The 23,556-nt window shown below is 61.8% G+C and carries 19 protein-coding genes; 15 read left to right on the forward strand and 4 right to left on the reverse strand.

Features of this window, described 5'->3' with window-relative positions; genetic code table 11:
- Positions 1 to 116 precede the first annotated feature (116 nt).
- From F8O03_RS02200 to F8O03_RS02245, 9 genes are all read left to right on the forward strand, one after another.
- Positions 117 to 1,244, forward strand: a complete 1,128-nt coding sequence (locus F8O03_RS02200) for a glycosyltransferase (protein ID WP_244295836.1) — start codon at positions 117 to 119, stop codon at positions 1,242 to 1,244.
- 89 nt (positions 1,245 to 1,333) lie between these two features.
- Complete coding sequence (locus F8O03_RS02205) at positions 1,334 to 2,938, forward strand: tyrosine-protein kinase domain-containing protein (protein WP_151422194.1); 1,605 nt, start codon at positions 1,334 to 1,336, stop codon at positions 2,936 to 2,938.
- Entirely contained in the window at positions 2,938 to 3,489 is a 552-nt protein-coding gene (locus F8O03_RS02210) for an arsenate reductase/protein-tyrosine-phosphatase family protein (RefSeq protein ID WP_151422195.1), read from the forward strand. Before F8O03_RS02205 ends, F8O03_RS02210 begins: the two co-directional genes overlap by 1 nt.
- A complete protein-coding gene (locus F8O03_RS02215; protein ID WP_244295839.1) occupies positions 3,482 to 4,510 on the forward strand; it encodes a CgeB family protein in 1,029 nt (342 codons plus the stop codon). Before F8O03_RS02210 ends, F8O03_RS02215 begins: the two co-directional genes overlap by 8 nt.
- A 71-nt stretch (positions 4,511 to 4,581) precedes the next feature.
- Complete coding sequence (locus tag F8O03_RS02220; protein WP_151422196.1) at positions 4,582 to 5,532, forward strand: hypothetical protein; 951 nt, start codon at positions 4,582 to 4,584, stop codon at positions 5,530 to 5,532.
- Entirely contained in the window at positions 5,529 to 6,284 is a 756-nt protein-coding gene (locus tag F8O03_RS02225) for an acylneuraminate cytidylyltransferase family protein (protein ID WP_151422197.1), read from the forward strand. The genes F8O03_RS02220 and F8O03_RS02225 overlap by 4 nt, the downstream gene beginning before the upstream one ends.
- On the forward strand, positions 6,281 to 8,527 hold the full coding sequence (locus tag F8O03_RS02230) for an N-acetylneuraminate synthase family protein (RefSeq protein WP_151422198.1): 2,247 nt from the start codon (positions 6,281 to 6,283) through the stop codon (positions 8,525 to 8,527). The genes F8O03_RS02225 and F8O03_RS02230 overlap by 4 nt, the downstream gene beginning before the upstream one ends.
- Positions 8,518 to 10,650, forward strand: coding sequence for a glycosyltransferase family 4 protein (locus F8O03_RS18210; protein ID WP_208851779.1), 2,133 nt, complete (start codon positions 8,518 to 8,520; stop codon positions 10,648 to 10,650). Before F8O03_RS02230 ends, F8O03_RS18210 begins: the two co-directional genes overlap by 10 nt.
- A gap of 85 nt (positions 10,651 to 10,735) precedes the next feature.
- The gene (locus tag F8O03_RS02245) at positions 10,736 to 11,890 is read left to right on the forward strand and encodes a glycosyltransferase family 4 protein (protein ID WP_167516441.1); all 1,155 of its coding nucleotides are present in this window, start codon (positions 10,736 to 10,738) and stop codon (positions 11,888 to 11,890) included.
- Here the strand turns inward: F8O03_RS02245 and F8O03_RS02250 are convergent.
- A complete protein-coding gene (locus F8O03_RS02250; RefSeq protein ID WP_151422200.1) occupies positions 11,860 to 12,774 on the reverse strand; it encodes a glycosyltransferase family 2 protein in 915 nt (304 codons plus the stop codon). The genes F8O03_RS02245 and F8O03_RS02250 overlap by 31 nt on opposite strands.
- Positions 12,775 to 12,867: 93 nt before the next feature.
- Positions 12,868 to 14,007 (reverse strand): glycosyltransferase, encoded by a 1,140-nt coding sequence (locus tag F8O03_RS02255; RefSeq protein ID WP_151422201.1) that lies wholly within the window; start codon positions 14,005 to 14,007, stop codon positions 12,868 to 12,870.
- A gap of 89 nt (positions 14,008 to 14,096) precedes the next feature.
- Between F8O03_RS02255 and F8O03_RS02260 the strand changes: the two genes are divergently transcribed.
- The 4 genes from F8O03_RS02260 to F8O03_RS02275 all read left to right on the forward strand — a co-directional run bounded on the left by F8O03_RS02260 (position 14,097) and on the right by F8O03_RS02275 (position 18,192).
- Positions 14,097 to 15,152: a glycosyltransferase family 2 protein gene (locus tag F8O03_RS02260; RefSeq protein WP_244295841.1), complete on the forward strand. Its 1,056-nt coding sequence runs from the start codon at positions 14,097 to 14,099 to the stop codon at positions 15,150 to 15,152.
- Between the two features lie 190 nt (positions 15,153 to 15,342).
- Complete coding sequence (locus F8O03_RS02265; RefSeq protein WP_341872786.1) at positions 15,343 to 16,395, forward strand: glycosyltransferase family 4 protein; 1,053 nt, start codon at positions 15,343 to 15,345, stop codon at positions 16,393 to 16,395.
- Between the two features lie 34 nt (positions 16,396 to 16,429).
- Positions 16,430 to 17,290, forward strand: a complete 861-nt coding sequence (locus tag F8O03_RS18570) for a glycosyltransferase family 2 protein (protein ID WP_151422203.1) — start codon at positions 16,430 to 16,432, stop codon at positions 17,288 to 17,290.
- 35 nt (positions 17,291 to 17,325) lie between these two features.
- Positions 17,326 to 18,192, forward strand: coding sequence for a capsular polysaccharide synthesis protein (locus F8O03_RS02275; RefSeq protein ID WP_167516444.1), 867 nt, complete (start codon positions 17,326 to 17,328; stop codon positions 18,190 to 18,192).
- Between the two features lie 326 nt (positions 18,193 to 18,518).
- Here F8O03_RS02275 and F8O03_RS02280 read toward each other — a convergent pair whose 3' ends face one another.
- The gene (locus F8O03_RS02280) at positions 18,519 to 20,333 is read right to left on the reverse strand and encodes an ABC transporter ATP-binding protein (protein WP_167516445.1); all 1,815 of its coding nucleotides are present in this window, start codon (positions 20,331 to 20,333) and stop codon (positions 18,519 to 18,521) included.
- Between the two features lie 89 nt (positions 20,334 to 20,422).
- Between F8O03_RS02280 and F8O03_RS18575 the strand changes: the two genes are divergently transcribed.
- On the forward strand, positions 20,423 to 21,166 hold the full coding sequence (locus F8O03_RS18575) for a glycosyltransferase family 2 protein (RefSeq protein WP_151422206.1): 744 nt from the start codon (positions 20,423 to 20,425) through the stop codon (positions 21,164 to 21,166).
- Between the two features lie 296 nt (positions 21,167 to 21,462).
- On the forward strand, positions 21,463 to 22,323 hold the full coding sequence (locus F8O03_RS02290; protein ID WP_167516446.1) for a glycosyltransferase family 4 protein: 861 nt from the start codon (positions 21,463 to 21,465) through the stop codon (positions 22,321 to 22,323).
- Here the strand turns inward: F8O03_RS02290 and F8O03_RS02295 are convergent.
- Positions 22,320 to 23,393 (reverse strand): acyltransferase family protein, encoded by a 1,074-nt coding sequence (locus F8O03_RS02295; protein WP_151422208.1) that lies wholly within the window; start codon positions 23,391 to 23,393, stop codon positions 22,320 to 22,322. The two genes, F8O03_RS02290 and F8O03_RS02295, sit on opposite strands and share 4 nt — an antisense overlap.
- Between the last annotated feature and the right edge of the window lie 163 nt (positions 23,394 to 23,556).

Below are 23,556 nucleotides of genomic sequence, written 5' to 3' on the forward strand. Positions count from 1 at the left end.
TTGCTCAACTGCTACATCCCGACTGAGAGGTGTGTCGTCGCTACGGTGACGACGGTGTACGAATGACGAAGAGCCGAAGTGCGCAGGTGGGGGGTCCTGCCGGACCCCGCCCGCGTGTGGCGATCGCTCACGACTACATCACCCAACGCGGCGGGGCCGAGCGCGTAGTGCTTGCACTGCATCGCGCATTTCCCGAGGCCAAGGTCTACACGACGCTCTTCGAGCCGGCGACGACATTCCCTGAATTCGGAGAAGTCGACATCGTCGCCTCGCCTTTGAATCGGGTAGCAGCGTTCCGGAGAGATCACCGAAAAGCGCTTCCACTCCTTGCTGCCGCGAGCTCGAGAATTCGAATCGACGCCGACGTCGTGATCGCGTCGACGACCGGGTGGGCACACGGCTTCCAAACAACGGGCAAGAAGATCGCCTACTGTCACAGCCCCGCGCGCTACTTGTACCTGCAGGAGCAGTACTTGGGCAGTGCCGGTCACCTGTCTCCCGCGGTTCTCGGAGTCAAGGCGCTGAGTCCCTACCTTCGGCGCTGGGACCGTTGTGCGTCCGCGACCGTGGACACCTACGTGAGCAACTCCACGGTCGTCCGAGAGCGCGTTCGGGAGATCTACGGCCGGGAGTCCCAGCTGATCTTCCCGCCGCACAGCGTCGATGTCAGTGGTCCGCGTTCTCCTCGCCCGGAACTCGAGGAGTTCGTCGGGCTCGGCGGTCACCTGCTCCTCGTCTCCAGGCTGCTTCCGTACAAGAACGTGGACAAGGCGATTCGAGCCGCCGCGGGACTGCCGCTTGAGCGACTCGTCATCGTCGGCGATGGTCCTGAACGTGAATCCCTCAAGGCATCGCTCCCGAGCAACGTCCGCATGGTCTCTGGGATATCCGATGCTGAGCTCAGATGGCTCTATGCCCGAAGCCGTGCGCTCCTCGCACCGTCACACGAAGACTTCGGGCTCACGGTCGTCGAAGCCGCTGCGTGGGGCAAGCCGAGCATCGCGTTGCATTCCGGCGGGTACCTCGACACGGTCGACGAGGGGACGACGGGCCGTTTCTTCGCGCGCCCGGAAGTCGCTGACATCGCAGCCGCCATTGCAGCTTCGCGTTTCGACGTCTGGGACGTCCAGAAAATCAAGGCCCACGCGCGACTGTTCTCCGAAGAATCGTTTGCCCAGCGTCTCAAAGGTCTCGTGGACCGAGCGTCGCAGGACGCCAAGTCGGCGAATGACGGCCTTGTCTAGATCGCCGATGTTGTTACTCTTGACTTCGGTCGCGCACGAGGAACTCTTTCGGCGAGCGCCCATTTTTGTGTCAAAGAGAGGGTCGACCCGTGACGGTACTTGATTTCCTGAGGCTTACGGGCCGCAGCTGGCGGACGCTGCTGATCGGTGTCGCGATCGGACTTCTTGGAGCGTTCGGCTACACGCAGGTCCAGCCGCATGTGTTCACGGCGAATTCGTCGGGCTTCGTCACGGCCGGCCCATCGGAGGGCGGGCTCATCGGAGGGTCCGAAGCCGCAGTTGCCAAGGCGCAGTCTTACCTTCCGCTTATCACGAGCCGCCCCGTCTACGAGAAGATCGCTCAGAACCCGGACTCGGGTCTCGCTGAGGGGCAGACGCTGACCGGGCGCTTGACGGCATCCGTCGCGCCCAACAGCAATCTCATCGAAGTGCAGGCCAGCGCGGATTCTCCTGCCGCCGCGGTTGCCCTCGCCAACGGAGCTCTGCAGGCCATGGCCGACGTCATCAGCGACCTCGAGTCGCAAGCAGGAGGCGGAGTCTCCAGCGTCACTGTTCTCCCACTCCAGGACGCTGTAGCGCCGACATCGCCGGAAAGCCCCAACCTGCGGAACAACCTCCTCATCGGCGCGGGCATCGGCCTCGTCTTGGCATACGTCTTCGTCTTCCTGAGGAAGGCGCTCGACGTCAAGGTCCGCAACTCGAAGGACCTCGCGAGCGCCGCAGGTGTCGGCTCCCTCGGCCGCATTCCCAAGTCGCCGCAGCTCATGGGCAAGAACCGCGCTTCGAATGACGCGGACGCGATCGCCGCCGAGTCCTTCCGTCGACTTCGCACGAACCTTCGCTTCGCGAGCGTCGACGAGGAGATCCGTTCGATGGTGATCACCAGCTCGAATGCCGGTGAGGGGAAGTCGACGATCGCGACATCGCTGGCCCAGGTTCTGGCTCAGTCGAACACGCCAACGATTCTCATCGACGCCGACCTTCGTCGTCCGACGGTGGCCTCCGTCCTCGGCATCGACGGAAGCGTGGGGCTCAGCGAAGTGCTGAGCGGGCAGATCTCGCTGGAGGATGCCCTCACGGCAACGAAGACGCCCGGCCTGTACGCGCTTCCCTCTGGCCGCATCCCCCCGAACCCTTCCGAGATGCTCGGCTCGGAAGCCATGCGCTCCATCATCCGTCTGCTCTCGCAGGACTACATCGTGATCATCGATGCACCGCCTCTGCTCCCCGTGACCGACGCCGCGATCCTCTCGACCCGAGTCGACGGAGTCGTGCTCGTCGCTACAGCCGGACGTACTCGCCGCGAGGATGTCGGGGCGGCGCGCGACATGCTCTCGCAGGTGCACGGGCGACTGCTCGGCACGGTGCTGAACATGGTCCCACCGCGAGACACCGCAGACGGGTACGAGTACCGCCGCAACCGCAGCTACTACGTCACCGCCAACAAGAAGGGCATGCCTGTCTTCAAGTCCGCGAAGGGACACGTCGACCTTCTCGAGCCGCAGCCGGACACGAACGCGCCAGCGACGATCAGCCTGGCACCCCGCGCGAACGTCGCTCCGCAGAACGCGGGGAAGAAAGCTCAACCGCAGGCAGCGCCCCAGCAGACCGCGGTGGCCGAACCGCCCCTGAGCAACGCAGCCCCATCTGATTCCGAGAACGCCCCGACCCGTCGCTCGCGCAGAGGAGCGTAGTGCCCAAACTGCTCTTCGTCTGTCACGCGAACATCGCGCGATCGGCAGCTGCGGAGGTTCTCGCGCAATCCCAGCTCGGAGACGCGAGTGCGTGGTCGGTGGAGAGTGCCGGAGTGCGTGCGCTGGTCGGAGAAGACATCGACGAGGTCATCGCTGGTGCGCTGCGCGAACGCGGACTCGTCCCCCCGCCGCATAAGGCTCAGCAGGTGACCAATTCGATGCTCGATTCGGCAGACCTCGTGCTCGCGTTCGAGTCTGCACATCGCATGTGGATGCTGCGCGAGTCCCCGAAGTCGGTTCGCAAGACCTTCACGGTCCGTGGCGCGGCTGCAATACTCGACGGCATTCCGCGACGCGCTGCGCCGCTTGCCTACCTTTCAAATGTAAAGACATCAGGAAAGAACGAGGAATTCGCGGACCCGTACGGGCGTGGACCGGACGTCGCGCGCCAGGCGATCCAGGAGATCGACCTCCTCTTGAGCAGAATTCTCCCTGGAATCGACGCGCTCCCTCGGACCGCCCGCAGTTCCACTCAGGCCATCCGTGATTGAGGCGGAGTACCCGGCACCAACGTCGCGGCAGCAGCGTGTGCTCCTCATCAGCCCAGCCTTCCACGGGTACTGGAAGGCGATCTCCGACGCATTGAAGTTCCGGGGACACGAGGTCCACCCGCACTGCTACGACGCACCGAACGGCCTGTCCGGCAAGGTGCAGAACAAGCTCATCCACGAGCTTCCGGTGGCACTCCAATGGCATGGGCTCCGCGAGGCAGCAAGCGTCCGTGCTGTCCGTGCTCTGGATCGGGTCCAGCCGGACGTCATCCTCGTCATCAAGGGCGATCAGCTGACCGATACCTGGTGGTCGGCAGCTGAGAAATCCGGTGCCGCTCGCGTGCTCTGGCTGTACGACGAGCTGGAACGCATGTCCTACTCGCCAGAGCGCCTTCGAGAGCTCGGGCCCGTCGTCAGCTATAGCAAGCGCGACGTCGAAGCGTTGCGTCTCGCCGGTGTTCAGGCTGCGCACGTCCCTGACGCGCACGATTCACTGATGGAGTTCACGCCAAAGCCGATCAAGGGTCTCAGCTTCATCGGGGCTCGGTATCCGCGTCGCGAGGAACTCCTCCGAGCGGTAGCCGTCGAAGGCATCGATGTGGTTGCGTTCGGACGAGAATGGTCGCGCTCCTTGTGGGATATCGCGCGCACCCGTCGCTTCCGAGGAGCCGGTTTCCCGAGTGGAGGAGACGTGCCGAGGGCTGAGTACTACGGGATCATGGCCGGCTCGAGCGCGGCGCTCAACATGCACGGAGACGGCCACGACTTCAGCATGCGCACCTTCGAAGCGCCCGGGGTCGGTGGACTCTCGCTTATCGACAAGCCGGAAGTCGAGCGTTACTACGACGTCGGTACGGAAACGCTCGTCTACTCGGGTGCTGAGGACGTCGTCGACATCATGCGACGTGCCGAACTCGACAGCGTCTGGTCGCAGTCGATTCGTGATGCTGGTCGCCGCAAGACTCTCGCGAAGCACACCTTCGTCCACCGGGTAGCGGAGATCGAACAGCTGTGGGGCTGAACCATCCGGAGGACCTGCCTGCTTGGCGGCGCTGGCAGGAGTCGCGCCACACCCTGCGCCGGCTGAAATCCGTGCTCGTTCGCCCGCCCGCACCGAGTTTCACGCTGTTCTCGTCCGGGGCGCTGCCGACGATCCTCGTCGTCGTTGACGCGCCGACCCCCTCGCAGATCGCCGCCTACCTCGAACCTGCGCTGAAGGTCGAGGGTGCGAGCGTTGCCGTCCTCGCCCAGGGGGACGTGAGCTCGTTTCTTCCTGCGGGATGGACTGAGCATGTTCTCGCGGATGAATCGCCCCCAGCCTTCCTGCGTGGCGTTGGCGTGGTCTTCGCCTCCGGTCATTTCCTTCCAGCGAGCTCGCTCGCTCACACGTGGGCACAAGCGCTTGCCGCGCGGTTCGTTGTCGCACAGCACGGCTTGCTGACCCCCTTCCAACCGCCGCTTCCTCCCAACGCCCACGCGCTCGCCTTCACCGAGGAAGATGCCGTGTTCTGGCGTACAGGGCGAAGCGACGTGACGTACGACGTGGTGGGCTCGCAGATGCTCTGGAACGCCTCGAAGCGTCGAGCCGCGCAGACCGAGGTCAGCGGTCAGCCTGTCTTCCTCGGTCAGTTGCACGGGGCGGAGCTGGCGCGTCGGACAGCCGCGCGAACCGCTCAGCGATTCTGCATGTCGACGGGGGCCAGCTACCGCCCGCACCCCGCGGAGATCGACAAGCTCTCCCGATTCCAGCACGAGCGCTGGCGACGAGCCGGGATCGTCGTCGACGATTCGAAGGTGCCGCTTCGCGATCTGAATCGCCCCGTCGTCTCGATCTTCTCGACCGGCGTCCTGGAAGCGGCGGCCTCTGGGCGTCCGGCCTGGGTCACCGGTGCCAACGTGCCGGACTGGATTCACGAATTCTGGGCGCGCTATTCTTTACGCGAATGGGGCGGCGAACCAACGCCAGCTCCCGTTGTTCCCCCGGTAGAACCAGCCAAAGCTATCGCCGCGAGCCTCGCGCGCATTCTGGAAGGAACAGCATGAGGATGCTCTGCGTGATCCCGGTCCGGGGAGGGTCGAAAGGCATCCCAGGCAAGAATCGGCGTCTCGTCGCGGGCAAGCCCCTGCTTGTCTGGACGATCGAGCAGGCGTTGGCAGCGCAGCCGAAGATGGATGTGCTCGTCTCGACAGATGACGAGCAGCTGGCTGACATCGCGCGCTCCGCAGGGGCCCAGGTGCCTTGGCTGCGCCCGGCGTATCTCGCCGAGGACACGACGGCGACAGAGCCCGTAGTCGAACATGCGATCGCTGCGTACACGGCCGAGGGCAAGCGTCCCGACGCGGTGATGCTCCTGCAAGTGACCTCCCCTGTGCGTTTGGAAGGCACACTCGACCGCGCCATCCAGCAGTTCGTCGCTTCGGGTGTCGACTCCATGGTCGGAGCCGTCCCGCAGACGCCATTCCTCTGGCAGTACGGCGCGGATGAGCACGACCAGCCGCGCGCGCACTTCACCATCGGCGCGCGCCCCCGCCGCCAGGAGCTCGATCGCACGCAGCTCTTCTATCGCGAGACCGGCTCGCTCTACGTCACCAGCACCGAGATCTACGAGCACGAGCACAACCGCCTCGGAGGCAAGATCGGCATCTTCGAGATGGATGACCTGGAGGGTGTCGATATCGACACCGAGCTCGATCTTTCCATCGCAGACCACCAGCTCACGCAGCTCCACCGCGACACGGCAAACGCCACCTCGGCAGCTTCAGCAGGACCAACAGACAAGGACTCCGCTCAGTGATCTTCGAGCGCAACCTCACTCCCTACATCGTCTTCGCGGAGGACCCGATCGTTGTCGGGCTTCAGAAGATCAGCGCCAACCAGCAGCGCATCGTCTTCTGCGTCGATGAGCACGGGAGGCTCAAGGGCTCCCTGTCAGATGGTGACTTCCGTCGCTGGATCGTCGCGAACCCGACGGCGTCCCTCGACGTCACGTGTGTCGAGGTCTCCAACACCAGCGTGACCTCAGCCCCAGCGACGTCCACGCCAGCAGACCTAGCTCCGCTGCTCGGACAGGGCGGCATCACGCATCTGCCCCTCGTCGATGCCACCAACCACCTCATCGCGGTCGCCATCGACCGCAATGACGTGCTGCGTATCGGTGCTCACGAGATCGGGCCAGGGCATCCCGCGTTCCTCATCGCTGAGATCGGCAACAACCACAACGGTGATGTCGACCTTGCCAAGCGTCTCGTGGACCTCGCAGCCGACGCTGGCGCGGACGCGGTCAAGTTCCAGCTTCGCGACATGGACGCGCTCTACCGGCAGAGCGGCGCTTCGACCGCCGGAGAAGACCTCGGGGCGCAGTACACGCTCGATCTCCTCTCGCGGGTCTCCCTCCCAGCAGAGAAGCTCTTCACCGTCTTCGACCACGCGCGAGATCGCGGCGTCGACCTGATGTGCACGCCGTGGGACGGCCCGAGCGTGCAGGCGCTCGTCGACTACGGCATCGAAGGCCTCAAGATCGCGTCGGCCGACCTGACGAACCACGAGCTGCTCCGGGACGCCGGTTCGCGCGGCCTCCCGCTCATCCTCTCGACCGGCATGTCACGCGAGTCCGAGATCCTCGAGACCGTGGGGCTCCTGCGTTCGCTCGGTTCGAGTTTCGCGCTGCTCCACACGCAGTCAACGTATCCGGCGCCGTTCAAGGACCTCAACCTGGCCTACCTCGATCGCCTTGCCGAGATCGGCGACTGCATCGTCGGCTATTCCGGCCACGAGCGTGGATGGCACGTGCCGGTCGCGGCGGTCGCGCGAGGCGCGCGCATCATCGAGAAGCACTTCACCGTCGACCGCGGCATGGAAGGCAACGACCACACGGTGTCGCTGCTCCCCGAGGAGTTCGCGAAGATGGTCGAGCAGGTTCGAGACATCGAGATCGCCCTCGGTGACGCCGCTCCCCGCGAGGTGTCGACCGGCGAGCTCATGAACCGGACGACACTCGCGAAGTCGCTGGTCGCCGCTCGGGGACTTCGCGAGGGCGAGGTGCTGCGGGCAGAGGACATCGCAGTCAAGAGCCCGGGGCGTGGACTGCAGCCGAACCGACTCGACGAGCTCGTCGGGCGCAAGGTGAACCACGACATGGCCGAGGGTGAGTTCTTCTTCGAGAGCGATCTGACCGACACGGCGTCGGTCGGCCGCGAGTTCGAGTTCCGCCGACCGTGGGGGCTGCCAGTGCGCTACCACGACTACAAGAAGCTCATCGAGAACTCGACGCCGGACTTCCTCGAGTTCCACTTCTCGTACAAGGACCTCGAGGTCGATCTCGACAGCTTCTTCACGGAGCCGCTCGACATGGACTTCACGACCCACCTCCCCGACCTCTTCTCCGGCGATTTCCTCGTCGATCTGGCGTCTCCAGATGACGCCCACTGGGAGCGGTCGATCCGCGAGGTGCAGCGCACGATCGACACCACGCGCAGCTTGAAGAAGTGGTTCCTCCGCTCGAGCGAGCCGATCATGGTCGTCACCATGGGTGGTTTCACGAAGGACAAGCATGTTCCGGCTGAAGCGCGCGGGGCTATGTATGCGCGTATCGCGGATGCGGTGAAGCGCCTGGACGCCGACGGGGTCCGCATCGCCGCGCAGACGCTCCCGCCGTTCCCCTGGCTCATGGGCGGTCAGCAGTTCCACAACCTGTTCCTCGACCCGCACGACACCGCGGAGTTCTCCGCGACGACGGGCACGAAGCTCTGCTTCGACGTGTCGCACTCAAAGCTGGCCGCGAACTTCCTCGGGATGCAGTTCTCGGAGTACACCGAGCTCATCGCCCCGCACAGCATCCACCTTCACCTCGTCGACGCGACCGGAGTCGACGGGGAAGGCGTGCAGGTCGGCGAAGGCGAGGTCGACTGGCCCCTGCTCGCAGGTCAGCTCGACGAGTTCAGCCCTGGGGCTCCGTTCATCCCGGAGATCTGGCAGGGCCACATCGACAACGGTCAGGGCTTCTGGACGGCGCTCGACAGACTCGAGCAATGGCTGTAGGCGAATCCGAGGCCGACGCCCAGCGCGCTCAGGCTCAGCGGCCGATCGCGCTGTGGGTCGTTCCCGTGTCCGGGCTCGGGGGAGTGGCTCGCCACGTGCTCGACGTCGCCGCTGCGGGCCTCCCCGGGTACGAGCTCGTCGTGCTCTCACCAGAGGGGCCGCTCGCCGCGGAGCTCAGAGATCGCGGTGCTCGCGTTGCGGTGGGGAAGTTCGGCCCGGACTTCGGCGTACTGGCCTCGATCCGGACGCTGCGGACTGCAGCACAGCGTCTGAGGCCAGCTGTCGTCCACTCGCATCTGGCCTACGCCGACGTCATCGTCGCAGCAACACCTCTGCCGCCCGGCACCGTTCGCGTCACGACTGAGCACGGTATCGCCGGCGACGACCAGGTGTACCACCGGACAGCTGCCAAATCGAAGATCATGGCGAAGGTCCACGGGATCCGTCTTCGTCGGTTCGACCGCGTCATCGCTGTCGCCGAGGCAACAAGACGCGCGATGATCGACAAGTGGTCGCCGTCGCAGGACATCCGCGTGATCTTGAACGGGGTCGACCCGGTCGAACAGCCGCGTCCTGCCAGGTCGAGGCAGCCTTCGCTGCGCATTCTGGCGCTTGCGAGGCTCTCGCCAGAAAAGCGCATCCCGCAGCTGCTCAGGGCCTTCAGAATCGTCCTCGACGCGCGCCCAGACGCGCACCTGACGATCGCGGGAGTGGGCGAGCTGGACAGCGAACTGAAGGCGCTCGCCGCCGATCTCGGCATCTCCGAGTCGGTGACGTTCCCCGGCTTCGTCGACCCTGAGGACGCCATGGCGGACGCGGATGTGCTTGCTCAGCTCTCAGTCTGGGAGAACTGTTCCTACTCGCTGCTGGACGCGGCGAACAGGGGCATGCGCGTCATCGCGTCGCGGGTCGGGGGCAACCCGGAGATCGTCGCCCCGCGCGGCCTCGTCGACGCCGATGACATCGATGCCGTGGCAGCGGCGCTCCTCGACGAGGCGGCAGAGACGCACCTCGACAACTGGTTGTCCGTCGCAGATATGACGCGTGCCGTGGCTGAGGTCTACGCAGAGGCCCTGGGTGGGGTCGAGCATCGAGCACTGCCCGGCCACGTCACCTTGGCGACGAACAACGGGGACATCGGCGGGGGCGAGGTCATGTTGCTGAGCATCGCCGACGCGCTTCGAACTCTCGGGGTCGCCGTCACCATAGTGGGTCCCGCCGAGCCAGCTGCGCTCGTCGCGGCTGCACGCGAGCGTGGACACTCGGTCGTCGAGCTGCCGGCGAAGGGCCGCAAGCAGTGGATCGCTCAGCTGCGGAGCTGGGATGCGAAGAACCGCGATGGCGTGCTCTGGTGCAACGGCCTTGTGCCCGCCTTCGCCACCTCGTTCCACCCCCAGCGCATCGTGCACCTGCATCAGCGGCCAACGGGGGCGCAGCGACTCCTCGCGCCGATCGCCCGATTCCGAAGCCTCCGCACGCTGGTCCCGTCCGCGTCCATGCAGGAGGCCATCCCGGGATCGACGGTTCTCCCCAACTGGTCCGAGCGAGTGGTGCTTCCGAAGACTCGGACCCGGAAACCGGGGTCCCCCGTCGTCATCGGCTTTCTTGGACGCTTTTCTGTGGATAAGGGTGTCCCGGTGCTTGCGGAGGCATTGGCGCAACTCGAGCAGTCGCATCCGGGTCAGTACAGGTTGCGAATGGCCGGCGAGCCGAGGTTCGTCAGCGACTCGGCGCGAGCGGACGTCGAAACCGCACTCGCGCCTGTCAGTGCCCTCGTGGAGTTCACCGGTTGGGTGCTTCGGGACGAGTTCCTCGCAGATATCGATCTCCTGGTCGTCCCCTCGGTCTGGGCAGAGCCGTTCGGCCTCGTCGTCAGCGAAGCCATGTCAGCGCGCGTTCCGGTGATCGTCAGCGACGCTGGCGCCCTGCCGGAGGTCATCGGCGACATGGCCCTGGTCTTCGAGTCGGGCGACGCAGCTGCTCTGGCCGCGGCAATCCGCGAGCGATTCGCCCAGGACCCTTCGCGGACCGTGGACGACCAGTTCGCCAGATGGCAGTCAACGTACAGCCCAGAGGCGGGAGCTCGGCGGGTCGCCAGTCTGCTGGCGACCATCCAGCGCTGACCGGAAGGCGCGAAATCGCACTCATGCATCCCATGAGCAGCACAACAATCGAAGTACGGAGCCCAGCGTCCATATGAACAGCACCGTGAGTCACCATCTCAGAATCGGCTTCCTCACCCCGTGGGACACGTCGAACGCCAACGCCTGGTCGGGTGTCTTGGGCCCGATGATGCTGGCGCTGGCGCAGCGAGCAACACTGATCCCCCTTTCGACTGCTGACGTGCAGACGGCACTTCCAGACCGTGTGCTGGCCCGCCTGCTCGGGAGCATCTCCTCGAAGAAGTACCTGTGGGACCAGGCGATCGCGACTTCGCGGGCTCGCGGCAGGAATGCGAGCAGCGTCGTCGGAGCCGCGGATCTCGACGTGATCTTGGCAGTCGCGGCATCGCAGGACGTCGCATTCCTGAACACTCGTGGAATCCCGATCGTCCAGGTAGGAGACGCGACGTTCAAAGCCATCCGCGACTACTACCCGATGTTCACGAACCTGCACCCGCTCTCAGTCGTGCAGCAGGAAGCGGTGGCGAAGAGGGCGACCCGGGCCACAGATCGCTTCGCGATGGCAACGCAGTGGTCGATCGACTCGTTGGTCGCTGACTACGGGGTGTCGAGCGGCAGCTGTGTCCTCGCACCGTTCGGCCCGGCGCTCGAGCCCTCGCAGCCGCCCACGGCCGCACTTGGAGAAGCCGGTGTCCTGCGGGCGCTGCTCGTCACGAGCGACTGGGCGCGTAAGGGTGGGGATCTCGCCGTTCGCGTCATCGAGCATGTTCGTCGTCAGCATCCGGGCGTGACGCTCACCGTCGTCGGCAACACGCCCGACGGTCTGCCCGACTGGGTCGAGAACCTCGGGCGTCTCCCGCGTCAGGAGCTCGCCGAGCAGTACGAACGAGCGGACGTGCTGCTTGAGCTTGCGACCGCCAATGCAGGCGGGGTCACGCTCACCGACGCCGCAGCGTTCGGGTTGCCGGCCATCGCGACGGACACCGGGGGAGTCTCGTCGATCGTGGAGAGCGGAACCTCCGGACTCCTGTTTCCTGCAGGCGCTGACACGTTCACTGCTGCTGTTGCAGCCGTCGAGACGATGCTCGACCGCGACGTCCGTTCTCGATACGCAAGGGGCGCGAGAGCGCAGCACGAAGCAACTCTCAACTGGGAGGCGTGGGCTGATGCCGTGACCGCGCTCTGCGTCGAGGCCGTGTCATCTGCACCTCACCGAGGCGAGATGGGCACCCGGGCGTAGCGGAACTCGCGACGCAGGGTCTCCAGCGACCTGACGTCACGCCCGGCGAGCTGACGGGCAGCGTTGACGATGAAGTTCAGGATCGCAGCTGCGCCGAGGGCAGCCCGATGGAGGCCGGGGTGGTCGTTCCACTTCTCCGCGAAGCGCAGGGCCGACGTGACGACCCACGTGCGTCGCAGTTCGGGGTTCGAGGAACCACCACCCTCATGCTCGACGGTCAGGTCACCAAGAACGTACGAGTGCACGCCACGCTGCCCGAGGCGCCGCTGGAGATCGATCTCCTCGGAATTCATGTAGAACCGCTCGTCGAAGCCGCCAGCGTCACGGAAGACTCGAGTCTGAAGGAAGAGTACGGCGCCCACAACCCAATCGGTCCTGTGCACGCCCGGCACAACTGTCGAGGTGTCGTGCCCCACGGCCTCGTGCCACCAGCGTGTGTGCCTGAATCTCGCCAGTCCGCTGAACGCATTCACGAAGGTGTGCTTGACCGCAGGGAAGTGGCGCCCTGTCCATTGAGTCGAGCCACTGTGACCTACGACCTCGGGCGACACCACCGCCGGCATCAGAGGAACGGCAGCGAGTAGGAGATCCGCGATGAAGTTTCGTGAGATGGTCAGATCGCTGTTGAGAATGAGCAAATACTCATGCTCAGCCGCCCCAGCCCCAACGTTCACGGTGCTGCCAAAGCCGCCGTTTCGGTCGCGGCGGATCAAGAATTCTCCCGCAACGGGTACATATGGCTCCGGAGAGGCGTCATCAACGACGATCACCTGCATATCGGCAGAGCCAATCTGCTCGCCGAGCGCGACGACCAGCGATTGAGTCGGGAGTGGGTCGCCATAGTGAGGCACGACGATCGACACACCGTCTCTGAATTCATCCATATTGCACATGCTCCGATAGTTCCAGCAGCGCCGGGGCAACTGGGTGTGTTCTTGTCCCCGACAACGGTGCGGTGTGAGTGCACATCAAGTTCACTAGAGGTTCGCGACGGACATCAGGTGCTCAACACGGTTGAAAAAGACCCTTTCGAACGGGATCTTGGCCATGAAATCTAGGCCTCGCTTAGCTTGCGCAGCAAACTCCTGGGGGTGTTCAAAGAGTTGCCGCACGACATCTACCGCGGACTGCACTGAACCCATCGGTACCGCCCAGCCTCCCCCACCGCGCGCCAGTAGGGGGCTGAGCGTTCGATTCTGAAAGCCGAGGACAGGTACGCCGGAACCCATGGCCTCAAAGTACGTGCTGGCGGAGTCGCCCTGAACGTGCGGCAGGAACATCAGGTCGATGCTGTCCCTGGCCATCGATTTCCAGTCACTTTCAAAGTCCACGAAGCCAGTAAACTCAACCCACCTAGGGGACGACACTCGAAGCTGTGCCGCGTCCTCGCCCGTCCCGATAAAAGTGAACTCGACAGGTAGTCCTGCCCGCTCTAAGCCGCTGAGAAACGGTGGGATGTGATGCACGCCCTTCATGCGTGTCAGTCGGCCAGAGTAAGCGATGCGTAGCGGTGTGGAACCGTCCCAGACGGGGCGGTGCTGAGCTCGTTCAATGTCTTCGGCCCGCAGTCGATGGTCAAAAAACATTAGCGTCGAATCGTTGATGTTTCTGTAGTGGTCGAAGGCGGAGTGTCCGTTGCACTGGAAGCCCGCAGCTGCCCGGGCCAGGGAATCGATTCGTCGTCGGCGCATCATCGCACCGGCACGGATACGGATGCCGTCGGCGGCATTCTTGCGAGAGACCAAACCAACCTCGAGACGAACCTCGGGCGACCAGTCGTCAGTTAAGACTGTTGGGTAGTCGGCAGTCACGAGATGGCTGCTCAGCGGGCCGTGGACGCTGTGCATTACGACGGCTGGCTTGCGCGCAGCAAGTTCCTCCACGCTGGTGGTCCCCACGAACGAAAGATTCGCGGCATGCACCTCGTGGGCCCAAGTGACGCCCAGCTTTTGGGCCTCTGCGCGCTCCGGCTGAGCCAGCGAAGTGACAAGAACTTCACCGGGCCACTGTCTTGCGTACTCGACCAAGCCAGAAGCAGACTTCGCGAACGTGCCCAGACGCCCAACGGGATCCTGGAAGAGCGGTCCGTCGCTCAAATAGACGAGTTTCGTAGTCAACGGGCGTCGCTCCTTCTTCAGACCTGCCTAGTGTGCCTCACTCGAGCGTTTTCTGCTGGCCTGGATTACCGACCCTCTCGGCACGCTTCGTGGACGACGACGTCTTCCGGGTGCAAGCCTCAGGTATGCTCACTGGCACCAGGAGCTCGCTCCGCGACCGGCGTGGGCTCCTGTGGGTGCCAATCGATGCGCCGGCTGTCGACAGAAAGATGCGCGTGAAATCCGTCTCCGTCTCCATCATCGTGCCCAGCCGAGGCGGCGCGGCCCGGCTTCCACAGTTGTTCGGGGCTTTACGTGCGCAGACGGTGCGGAACTGGGAGGCGGTCGTGGTCCTAGACGGGGACATCGACGATTCAGAGCGCATCTGTCGTGCTGCAGCCGGCAACCTCCCGGTCAGGACAATAGTTTTCCCCGAGAACGAAGGACGGTCCCGAGCGCTTAACGCCGGGTTTGCCGCAGCTACGGGAGATATTCTGGTCCGCTGCGACGACGACCTCGTCCCCGCACCCGACTACGTCGCGCAGCAAATCGCGGAGCACGCGGACGGTCCAGTCGGTGTTATCGGTCTCTACAGAAACATCTTTCCGGACACCCCTTACGCATCCGTCTACGGGCGGCCGAACGATGAGCGATTCAGGCGAGAAGCGTACGCAAAGAGCGCCGATGCTGTGTGGCATTATTGGGCAGGGAACGCATCTATATCTCGGTCTACTTACGAGAAGGTTGGAGAGTACGATCCCCGGTTTCGCGCCTATGGGTACGAAGACGTTGACATGGGCTACAGGCTCTACCAGCTCGGTGTCCGTATCCACTTGAGTCCTGAACTCGAGACGAATCATATGGTGGCGGCGACGACGACGAGGGTCAGGGTCAAGCGGGCGTACTATTCAGGATCAGCTCGGCGCGTATTCGAGGACAAACATGCGTTACCGCCTGTCGAACATCAGGCAGGGCTGTGGTCAAAATCCGTGAAGCACGCCGCGCGCCGGGCTGAACTAGGTGCCCTAATGCGGAGGGCAGAGAACCTCGATAAGAGACTGCCGCGGCTACCTGGTTGGCTGGGGCAGAAGTTAGTTGCTCACCTCGTTGAAACAGCTGCAGGCGCCGGATATGGGCACGCTGTCGAGTTGCAGGCAGACTTCTAACATGACAAAGACGGCGGCTGGTCAGCCTCAGGGCCCCGAGAGGGTGCATGTCTGTTCACTTACCCCCGTTTTGCCGACACCAGCAAGCGCACACGCGGGCGGTGTCTACGTTTGGCGCCTTCACGAAGCCCTTACTAGTTTCGCAACGGTTCACTATCTGGTGCCGGACCTTCAGAGTAACAAGCCGACCATGGCGACAACCGACGCCAGGACTTACACAGGTTTGTTGACTCAGGGTGGATTGGTGCGCCGCATCCTCACGATCGTCTTTAATTCGGCCAAACGGCTGGATGCTCAAGCGCCATTTCTCACAGTTTTACCCAGCCTTTTGTCAATTCGTTCACTTCGAGCGATTCGAAATGCTGATGTGCTGGATATACAGTGGTCCGACTGGGCGCACTGGTCAGTACTCCGTGTGGTCAATCCCCGGGTTAAGCTCATCGTGACGCTACACGACATCACCTCTCAGAGCGCCGGGCGGCGGCTAGAACAGGCGCGGCGACCGCTGCAACGTGCAAAATGGACTCTCTCGCGATCGCTGGCGAGACTTCTCCAAGTTTTCGTGCTCAAGGTCGCCGATCAAGTCGTAGTGCTCAGTGATAAGGACCGGGATCTCCTCGCAGGGGGGAGAAGTAATGAAAAGATCGTTGTGGTGAGTCCTCCACTTGAGACTTCATCTTCAGGCGGAATTTTTTACTCACCTAACAAGAGTGTGCTCTTTTTGGCATATTTTCTTCGCCAGGAGAACGCTGAAGCCCTAGAGTGGTTCATCGATCTCGTATGGCCGGAGGTATTTCGAGCCGTACCAGACGCGCAGCTGCGAATCGTCGGTACCGGGCTCAGCCCCGCTTTGTCTGCCAGGCTGTCTGGTATACCGGGCGTGCGGGTAGAGGGCTTCATCGAGTGCGTAGATGACGCCTATCGCGACACGCAGCTCGCGGTCGTGCCGCTTCGATCGGGGGCGGGCGTTAAGTTCAAGTCCATCGACCCCCTACTACGCGGGTTGCCGGTAGTAGCCACCTCAGTCGGAGCGGAAGGGATCGGCGGTCCTGAAATTTTTACGGCTATCGAGGACGATCCTATTCGGTTCGCCAATGCGGTGCAGAGAATTCTCCTTGATCCAAAGGACTCAGTCGGGAAGGCGAATCGAACAAGAGTCTGGGCCGAAAAAAAATATGGCATGCGAGCGTTTGCCTTGAAAGTCGAGACGCTTTATAGCCGGCGAACTCGGGGGTCTAAGTAGCGGTGCGGCGGGGTCGGGGAAGGGGCACAAGTAGATGGCCGTAGAATTGAGCGTAGCGGTAATTATTCCTGCATTCAACGCTGCGTCTGTGATCGGTGAGCAGCTGCGAGCGCTCTCACTACAGACGCACCAGAATTTCCGTGTTGTAGTAAGCGACAACGGCTCTACTGACGGCACGCGAAAGGCCGTCGAGGCATGGATGCCTCAATTCAAGTCTTTGATCTGGGTTCTGGCCGATGGGCGCAAAGGGGCGGCTCATGCTCGCAATACCGGAATCCGCTCTGTGACATCGGATCTCGTGTTGATTTGCGACAGCGACGACGCGGTAGGCCCGGACTGGGTTGCGGCTCACGTGGAGGTGCTGGGGAGATACCAGGCATCTACTGGTCCGCTCTACATCGTCGACGCGGTTGGGCAGGAGCGCCGCGAGATCTGGAACGCCGACTCCATCCCGCGAACCATGAACTACTTGCAATACATGCCAAGTTGCAACGCCGGGTTCAGGCGGGCCGCATTCGACGCCGTCGGGGGCTTTGACGAGGAGCTTTGGCGTGGGCACGAAGATGTGGACCTGGGCTGGAGGTTGTGCCTAGCTGGTTTCACCATTGGGCACGCACCAGACGCGGTTATCCAGTACGTTCAACGCTCGGGGGCATCCAAAAGATTGAAACAGCAGTTTCAGTATGGCCAGGCATTCGCGCAACTTTTCGCAAAGCACAAATCTAGGCCTATACCTGTTCAAAGCCGGCGTTGGCGAGCAAGATGGTGGAGTGAATGGCTCCTTAAGAATCTGGGAATCCCGCAGAGGTGGAAATCTGCTCCAGCTACCATCGCGTTTCAAATCGGCCGAATCTACCGGTCGCGTCTACTCAACGTTCACTCACCTATGTGGTGAGGTCTCACGGAAGCAGGAGGGCTTAGATTATGATGGTGACGCAATCTCTGCGTAGCCTCAAGCACGGGGCATTTCTTGCGCGAAAGAAGATGGTCAATTCCTTGCGGCCGCCGTTGCAGACCGTCACAGACCTGGCTCTAACTGGTCTAGGACGAGTCCAGCCCTACGACTTCGATGCGCGCAATTATCACGGCCAATTCTTGGCCTCCCACACGGTTGCGGCCAATGTTCCAGAGCAGGCCCCGCCGGATATCTACATGTTTTGGCTAGGAAACACCCCGATTAGTGCGAATAGGTCAAGGGCGATAGATGCTGCTCGAGAACTCAACCCTCACCAGGCGCTTCACCTCGTGACAGAAGCAAATCTTGGAGAATACCTGCGGAGTGATCTGCCACTGCATTCGGCCTACAAGAATCTCGCGCTAACACATAAATCTGATTATTTGCGGTGTTATTTCATGCACGTCCACGGGGGTGGGTACCTAGACGTGAAGACAATCCACCAGAGTTGGAGCTCATCTTTCAGTCAGCTCAATGCTTTGGAGGATCGCTGGATGCTGGGGTACCGAGAAATTGGGCACGCGTCCACGACCCCTCTGCCTGGGGCGATCCAAGATGATGTGCGCCGTAACTTCTTCCGTATTATCGGTACATGTTCCTTCATCGCGAAGCCCAATTCACCGCTGACCTCTGAATGGTTCGGCGAGATCACTCGTCGGTTAAACTACTACGAGGATCTGCTGCAATTGCATCCGGGGGGCGTAAGGGGAGGTGAGAGCTACGGCGAAGTGGTGCCCAAGCATGCTCTGCTCGCCGACATCCTCGGACCTCTTGCGTTGAAATACCATGAGAAGCTTGTGATTGATGATCGAGTCAAGCCGGATTTCGTTGACTACCTCTAGGGTAGTTGTGGTGACTTGTGCGGGATGCGTTGAGGGTACACGCGGTAGAATCATGCTCTTCCGACTATCTCCGCAGATTGAACAGTCTACTTTTCGGATCTGCACATCGTAATCGTGAACAGAAACCTGTATGTATGATCGACGCGCAGTCCACCGGAAGCAGGTTTATCACAGCTGGCCATGGATCACTCGGCTCGAAAGTTGGAAGGACTTTTTGGCCGAGGTAGATGATAAGTCGACGAAACAAGCTGTGCATCTAAGGTAGCTCAACGTCTCTTTCCACGGAGTCCCACGTGATCGTGAGGACATCGAACTAGATCGCTCGTCTACGTTAACTGGCCGAGCTGAACTAGTTCTTCGAACTGGGGACTGCTTGCGCGCAGCTGGGCAAACGTCCCCACACTCTCGACTTTGCCGTTGGCCAAGTAGATGATTTGCGACGCGCTTCTGACCGTGGATAGACGGTGGGCGACGATCAGGACGGTCATACGACCACGAAGGGCGTCGATGGTGCGTGTAATCTGACTTTCCGTTACGTTATCTAGTGCCGAGGTGGCCTCGTCGAGAACGAGAAACTTCGGTCGCCTGTAGAGTGCTCGAGCGATGCCGACGCGCTGACGTTGGCCCCCTGAGAGGCGGACTCCGCGCTCCCCGAGCACGGTATCAAGGCCCTCGGGCAGTTCTCGGACGAAGGCCTCAAGTTGGGCCTCCGACAAAACATCAGCAATTATCCTGTCATCGATCTCTGCTCGAGGGACTCCATATGCAATATTCTCGCGAAGGCTGGTGTTGGTCAGGTAAACCTCTTGCGGGACGACCCCCACGCTTTCGTACCACGCTGCGAGATCGTCGGCAATCAGATGACCGCCAACGCGCACAGCTCCGGCTTGCGGCGTTATGAGGCCAAGCACCAGGTCTAAGACCGTGCTCTTGCCCGCTCCGCTCGCTCCAACTAGAGCTGTCGTTTCCCCGTGCGAGATGCGCAGCGTCAGGCCGTCGAGGACTGGATTCGTTGCGCTCGGATATGTGTATACGACTCCATCAAGATCGATATCGCCCTCGTACTCGTGGTGCGAGACCCTGCTCTCGTTGTGAGGGGCGATTGCCTGGAACTCATCTGTAACGCGCGCGAGAATGTCGAGGCCCACCGTTCCGGCACGAATGGAACTGGCCGTAGCTGTCACTCGGTTGAGCGTGGGGAGCATTCGCAATGATGCTGCGGCGAAAACGCCGAGAGTGACTAAGGCCTCTTCAGGGGTTCCAGTAGAGAAGAGAACCACGGTCATGGCAACAATAGCGATGATGAAAGTAATCTCCAAGACGTACTTCGGCACCTCGGAGAGAATTGCCGTACGCCGTTGTCCGTGAGCGACTTTCATCTTCGCGTCCAAGAAGGCGTCTACGAGCGAAGTCGCGCTAGAAGTCAACCGAGCCTCACGGAAGCCATCGAGTCCAGGCATGAGCGCTGCCCAGCCAGAGATGTCGGCAGAAGCGATATCCTCGCTAGCTTTCATGAGGGCGGGCTTCATGGACCGTTGCACGAGCAGTGAGGCGGTTGCCAGAACTAGGACAGCCACGAGCGTGGCCAGGGGGGAAACCACGAGCAGGACCAGTGCGAGGGCAGCGAGTGTGAGGAGATCGGCGACCAGCGTGAGTATGCCTAGTCCAACCTGATTGAAGGCCTGTGGGACCGCAATGCCGATGTTGCGGTAGATCTCCGGGAGGCTGCGCTCCTTGTGAAGTGTGTAAGGGGAGAGCACGTACCGACGCATTAGCTCGGCTGAGGCCTCAGCGGTCAACCGCGTCGTTCGACCAAGAAGCCACCAGCGAAACGCGACGAAAACAACACTTTTAATGAGAAACGCGATGGCAACAACGCCGGCCAGAGAGACAACGAGGGCCTGCAGGTCGTCCGTTCCCAGCCATCGCGAGACCTCACCGGGGATCCCGCTAGTCGTGTCCTGAGAAGTCAGGACCTGCATCAGGGGCAGCATGGATGCAACGCCCAGGGTGTCGAGGCCGGCGAGCGCTATCGACCCGAGGATCGCGAGGACGATCCACGGGCCTCGGCTGCTGGGGGCTAGGACGCGCACTCGGAGCAAATTCTTCAGCATCAAGGATCCAGTCATCGTCAGGGCCACAGTTGCCCCAAGGCTAACGCGCATTGGCCCGCGGAGCGTACCGCGGCTGGGGATGCGCGGTTCACCTGCCCAGTTGCTAGCCTGATCGCATGCGCGAGCCACGTTTCACAGTGATAATTCCGACGTTACAGCGCTCGGAGCGCCTTGGCGCGTTGATCGACACTTGTACGCGAAGCCCCCTCGTCTTGGAGATTCTCGTAATCAATAATGTCCAGGAGCCGTTAACTAATTATTCGAGCAAACTTCGCATAATCCAGCAGGACGAGAACATCTACGTGAATCCCGCATGGAACCTTGGTGCTAGACAGGCCCGCGGAGATCTGCTGGCGATCGTCAATGATGACGTTTCCTTCGATGAGGAAGCTCTGGAGCACGCCGCGCGAGTGCTTGACCGTGGATGGTTTTCCGTCGTGGGGCCGGATCGCTCGACCTTCGCGACCGCGTCCTCGCGCACGATCGCGCATCGACTTGCTCGGCATGACGCGACAACGTGGTACTTCGGGACATTCATGTGTCTCCGGACGGTCGACTACGTCGCCATTCCGGAGGAAATGCGCATCTGGGGAGGGGACGACTGGATCATCCAGTCGCAGAATCGACCTCCGGCAGTGTTGATCCGGACCCGCTTCGAGACCGATATGAGCACTTCGAGTGGCTCGCCCGAGTTTCGAGCGCTACGAGCCGAGGAACAAGCAACAGCCGATCGTATACTGTCCCCAATTTTCGGCACGCGTTGGTGGCATAGTCCACTCGTTAGGGTGACCCACGCTAGAATTCGGATGCATCGTCTTAGCGCGTGGATCAGGAGATATATTCTCCGCAGAGCGGGGTAGCCATCTCGTGGCGCCTAAGGAAGCGCGGACTCGTTGGCCCTTTTCGACTGGCCGACGGCTGGTGTCGCATGATCTAACCTAGTGGCATGGTTGACGCATATAAAATCCTGGGGTTATTCGATCATGCGGGTGTCCTTGGTAGTCAGCGGAACGAGTCGCGGGAGCGTAGAGTTCCTGGCCCGTACCGGATTGATCTATTGCAGGACCAAGGGGTTGAGCTACGGACGGTACCCATGCCTCGGTCGCGCCTGCACAGGAAGATCCGAGATGTAATCGAGCATCGGTCCGGTGTTCGAGTGGACCTTGCCCTGCGAGGCGCAGGTTTGGCGCGACGCTCCGACGCCGTGCTGGCTGTCCTGGAGGACAAGGTCGAATTCCCTGCGTTCAGCCGTCGGGCGCGATTTTCTCCCTATGCGTCAGCTCGTCTAGCGGTCGTCTCCTGCTGGTGGGCCGAGGAGATCGTGAACGGGCCTGCGTCTACCAGGAAACGAATCGAAAAAGTGCTGCGAAGTGTTGACGATATTTTTGTATTCTCACGCAATCAGGTCAAGATTTTCGACCTAGTCGGCGCAGGCCATAAGGTTGTGCCTATCACGTTCGGCGTCGACCATCACAGCTTCCGCCCGGGCTCGGGAGACTTCGTGCGCAGGACTGTACTCAGTGCCGGCGTGGACCGCGGTCGTGACTTTGTCACGCTCGTACGAGCCGCCGAGATGCTTCCGGACGTGAAGTTTACGATCATCACGCAAGCCGGGCGGCTCCGTGGCGAATCCGTACCGTCGAACGTGGAGCTGTTGCCACCGTTATCAGGCGACGCGTACAGGAGCGCCTTGTTAAGCGCTGAGCTGGTAGTACTCCCTACGCATGACTTGGCCTATCCGACGGGGCAGAGCGTGCTGCTCGAGGCGATGGCATGCGGGAAAGCAACCATGGTTACTCGAACGGATGCCATGGAGGAGTACATCGGGGACGGTGAGTTCAATTTTGCGATGCCGCCTCACAACCCCGAGGGTGTTGCTGAAAGCCTGGCGGTCGCGCTTTCGCACCCCGAAGAGCTGCGGAAGGTTGGCGCACGAGCTCGGGTCGCGATCGAGGAGCGGTTCAACTTCGACCGAACTTGGGCCCAGGTGGCCGTGCATCTTCGGGACCCTCGTTAACCCTTCTCTGACGTGCGTAGGACTGACCGTTGGCTGAGCGGGTGGCCGAGGAGTCGTCGAGGTACTCTGTGGCGAAGTCGCATGGCTGGCTGCTCCACGTATTTCCATGAGAGCCAGGCGACCCCGCTAGTCAGGCAAAGCGCCAGGACGATTGTCCCGTAAGGCCCCATCCAGGAGAGGCCACAAACCATGATGAGCTGCTGGATCGGGAACGCCCATATGTAGATACCGTAGGAAATATCATTTCTTGCGCCTAATCTGACTTTGAGTCGGCTGGCAAGCCAAAGCAGAATGAAGGCGAACGGTAATTGTCCGAGCCAATCCGCGGTCCCCGTGACCACCATCGTCGCGAAGAGAGCAAGCGCCACGGCCAGGCTCAAATAGTCGACCCTGATTCGGTCGGCCATCAGAAATAGCCACATGCCAGCTAGGAAGAAGCCACCCAGGCGAAGCGAGTTGAGATAAAGGTTTGTCGTTACTTCGAGAGGTCCGTGGGCTAGGATTTGTCCGACGAGGAGAGCTGCGAGTGTGATGCTTACGAGCAATAATGCGTGCTTACGTAGCTTGCTTGCAGATAGCAAGACAGCCGCGCCAATGTAGGCGGAAAACTCGAAGAATAAAGTCCAAAGTGATCCGTTCCAAAGTGTGGCTAGTGGCACCTGGCTAAGCGTCTCGTCGATACCCCACTGGAAGTTCCAGAGAGCGAGATTGCCAACTACGTATGAAACGGCACTTCCCGGTACCCAGGTTTCCCCAGCAATGAATGCGGCGAGGGGCGAGAGGACGAAAGCTGTTGCTAGCAGTATGACCCAGTATGCTGGAAATATTCGGAGGACGCGGTGCAGCAAGTACTCTCTCGTGCTGAGTCTCAAGCGTGATCCAGCGATCAAATATCCAGATATGGCAAAGAATCCGTTCACTGCCCAGCCTGACGCATCAAACAGGTCACCAGATTCGAAGCCTCCGATCGCCCACCCGTGATGGAAAAGCACCGTGGTCGCGAGTAGTAATCGGATGAAGTTAAGCGCGTTATCACGGCTCGACAGGCTGTCTGCCAAAGTTCTGGTCACGCGCTGAGGGTATCAGTTCAGGTCGGTGCGAGCGTGCCTGGGGGGCCGCAGGCGAGGAACTTTCAACTCCGCACCGGATGCAAGTGGCACCGGAGAGCTCCTCTGCGTCGACCGCAAGCCGTGTGCCACAAAAAATCGCGAGGCAGTCTTGGTGGGAAACGGA

The organism is Pseudoclavibacter terrae (assembly GCF_008831075.1).
Lineage (GTDB): Bacteria > Actinomycetota > Actinomycetes > Actinomycetales > Microbacteriaceae > Pseudoclavibacter > Pseudoclavibacter terrae.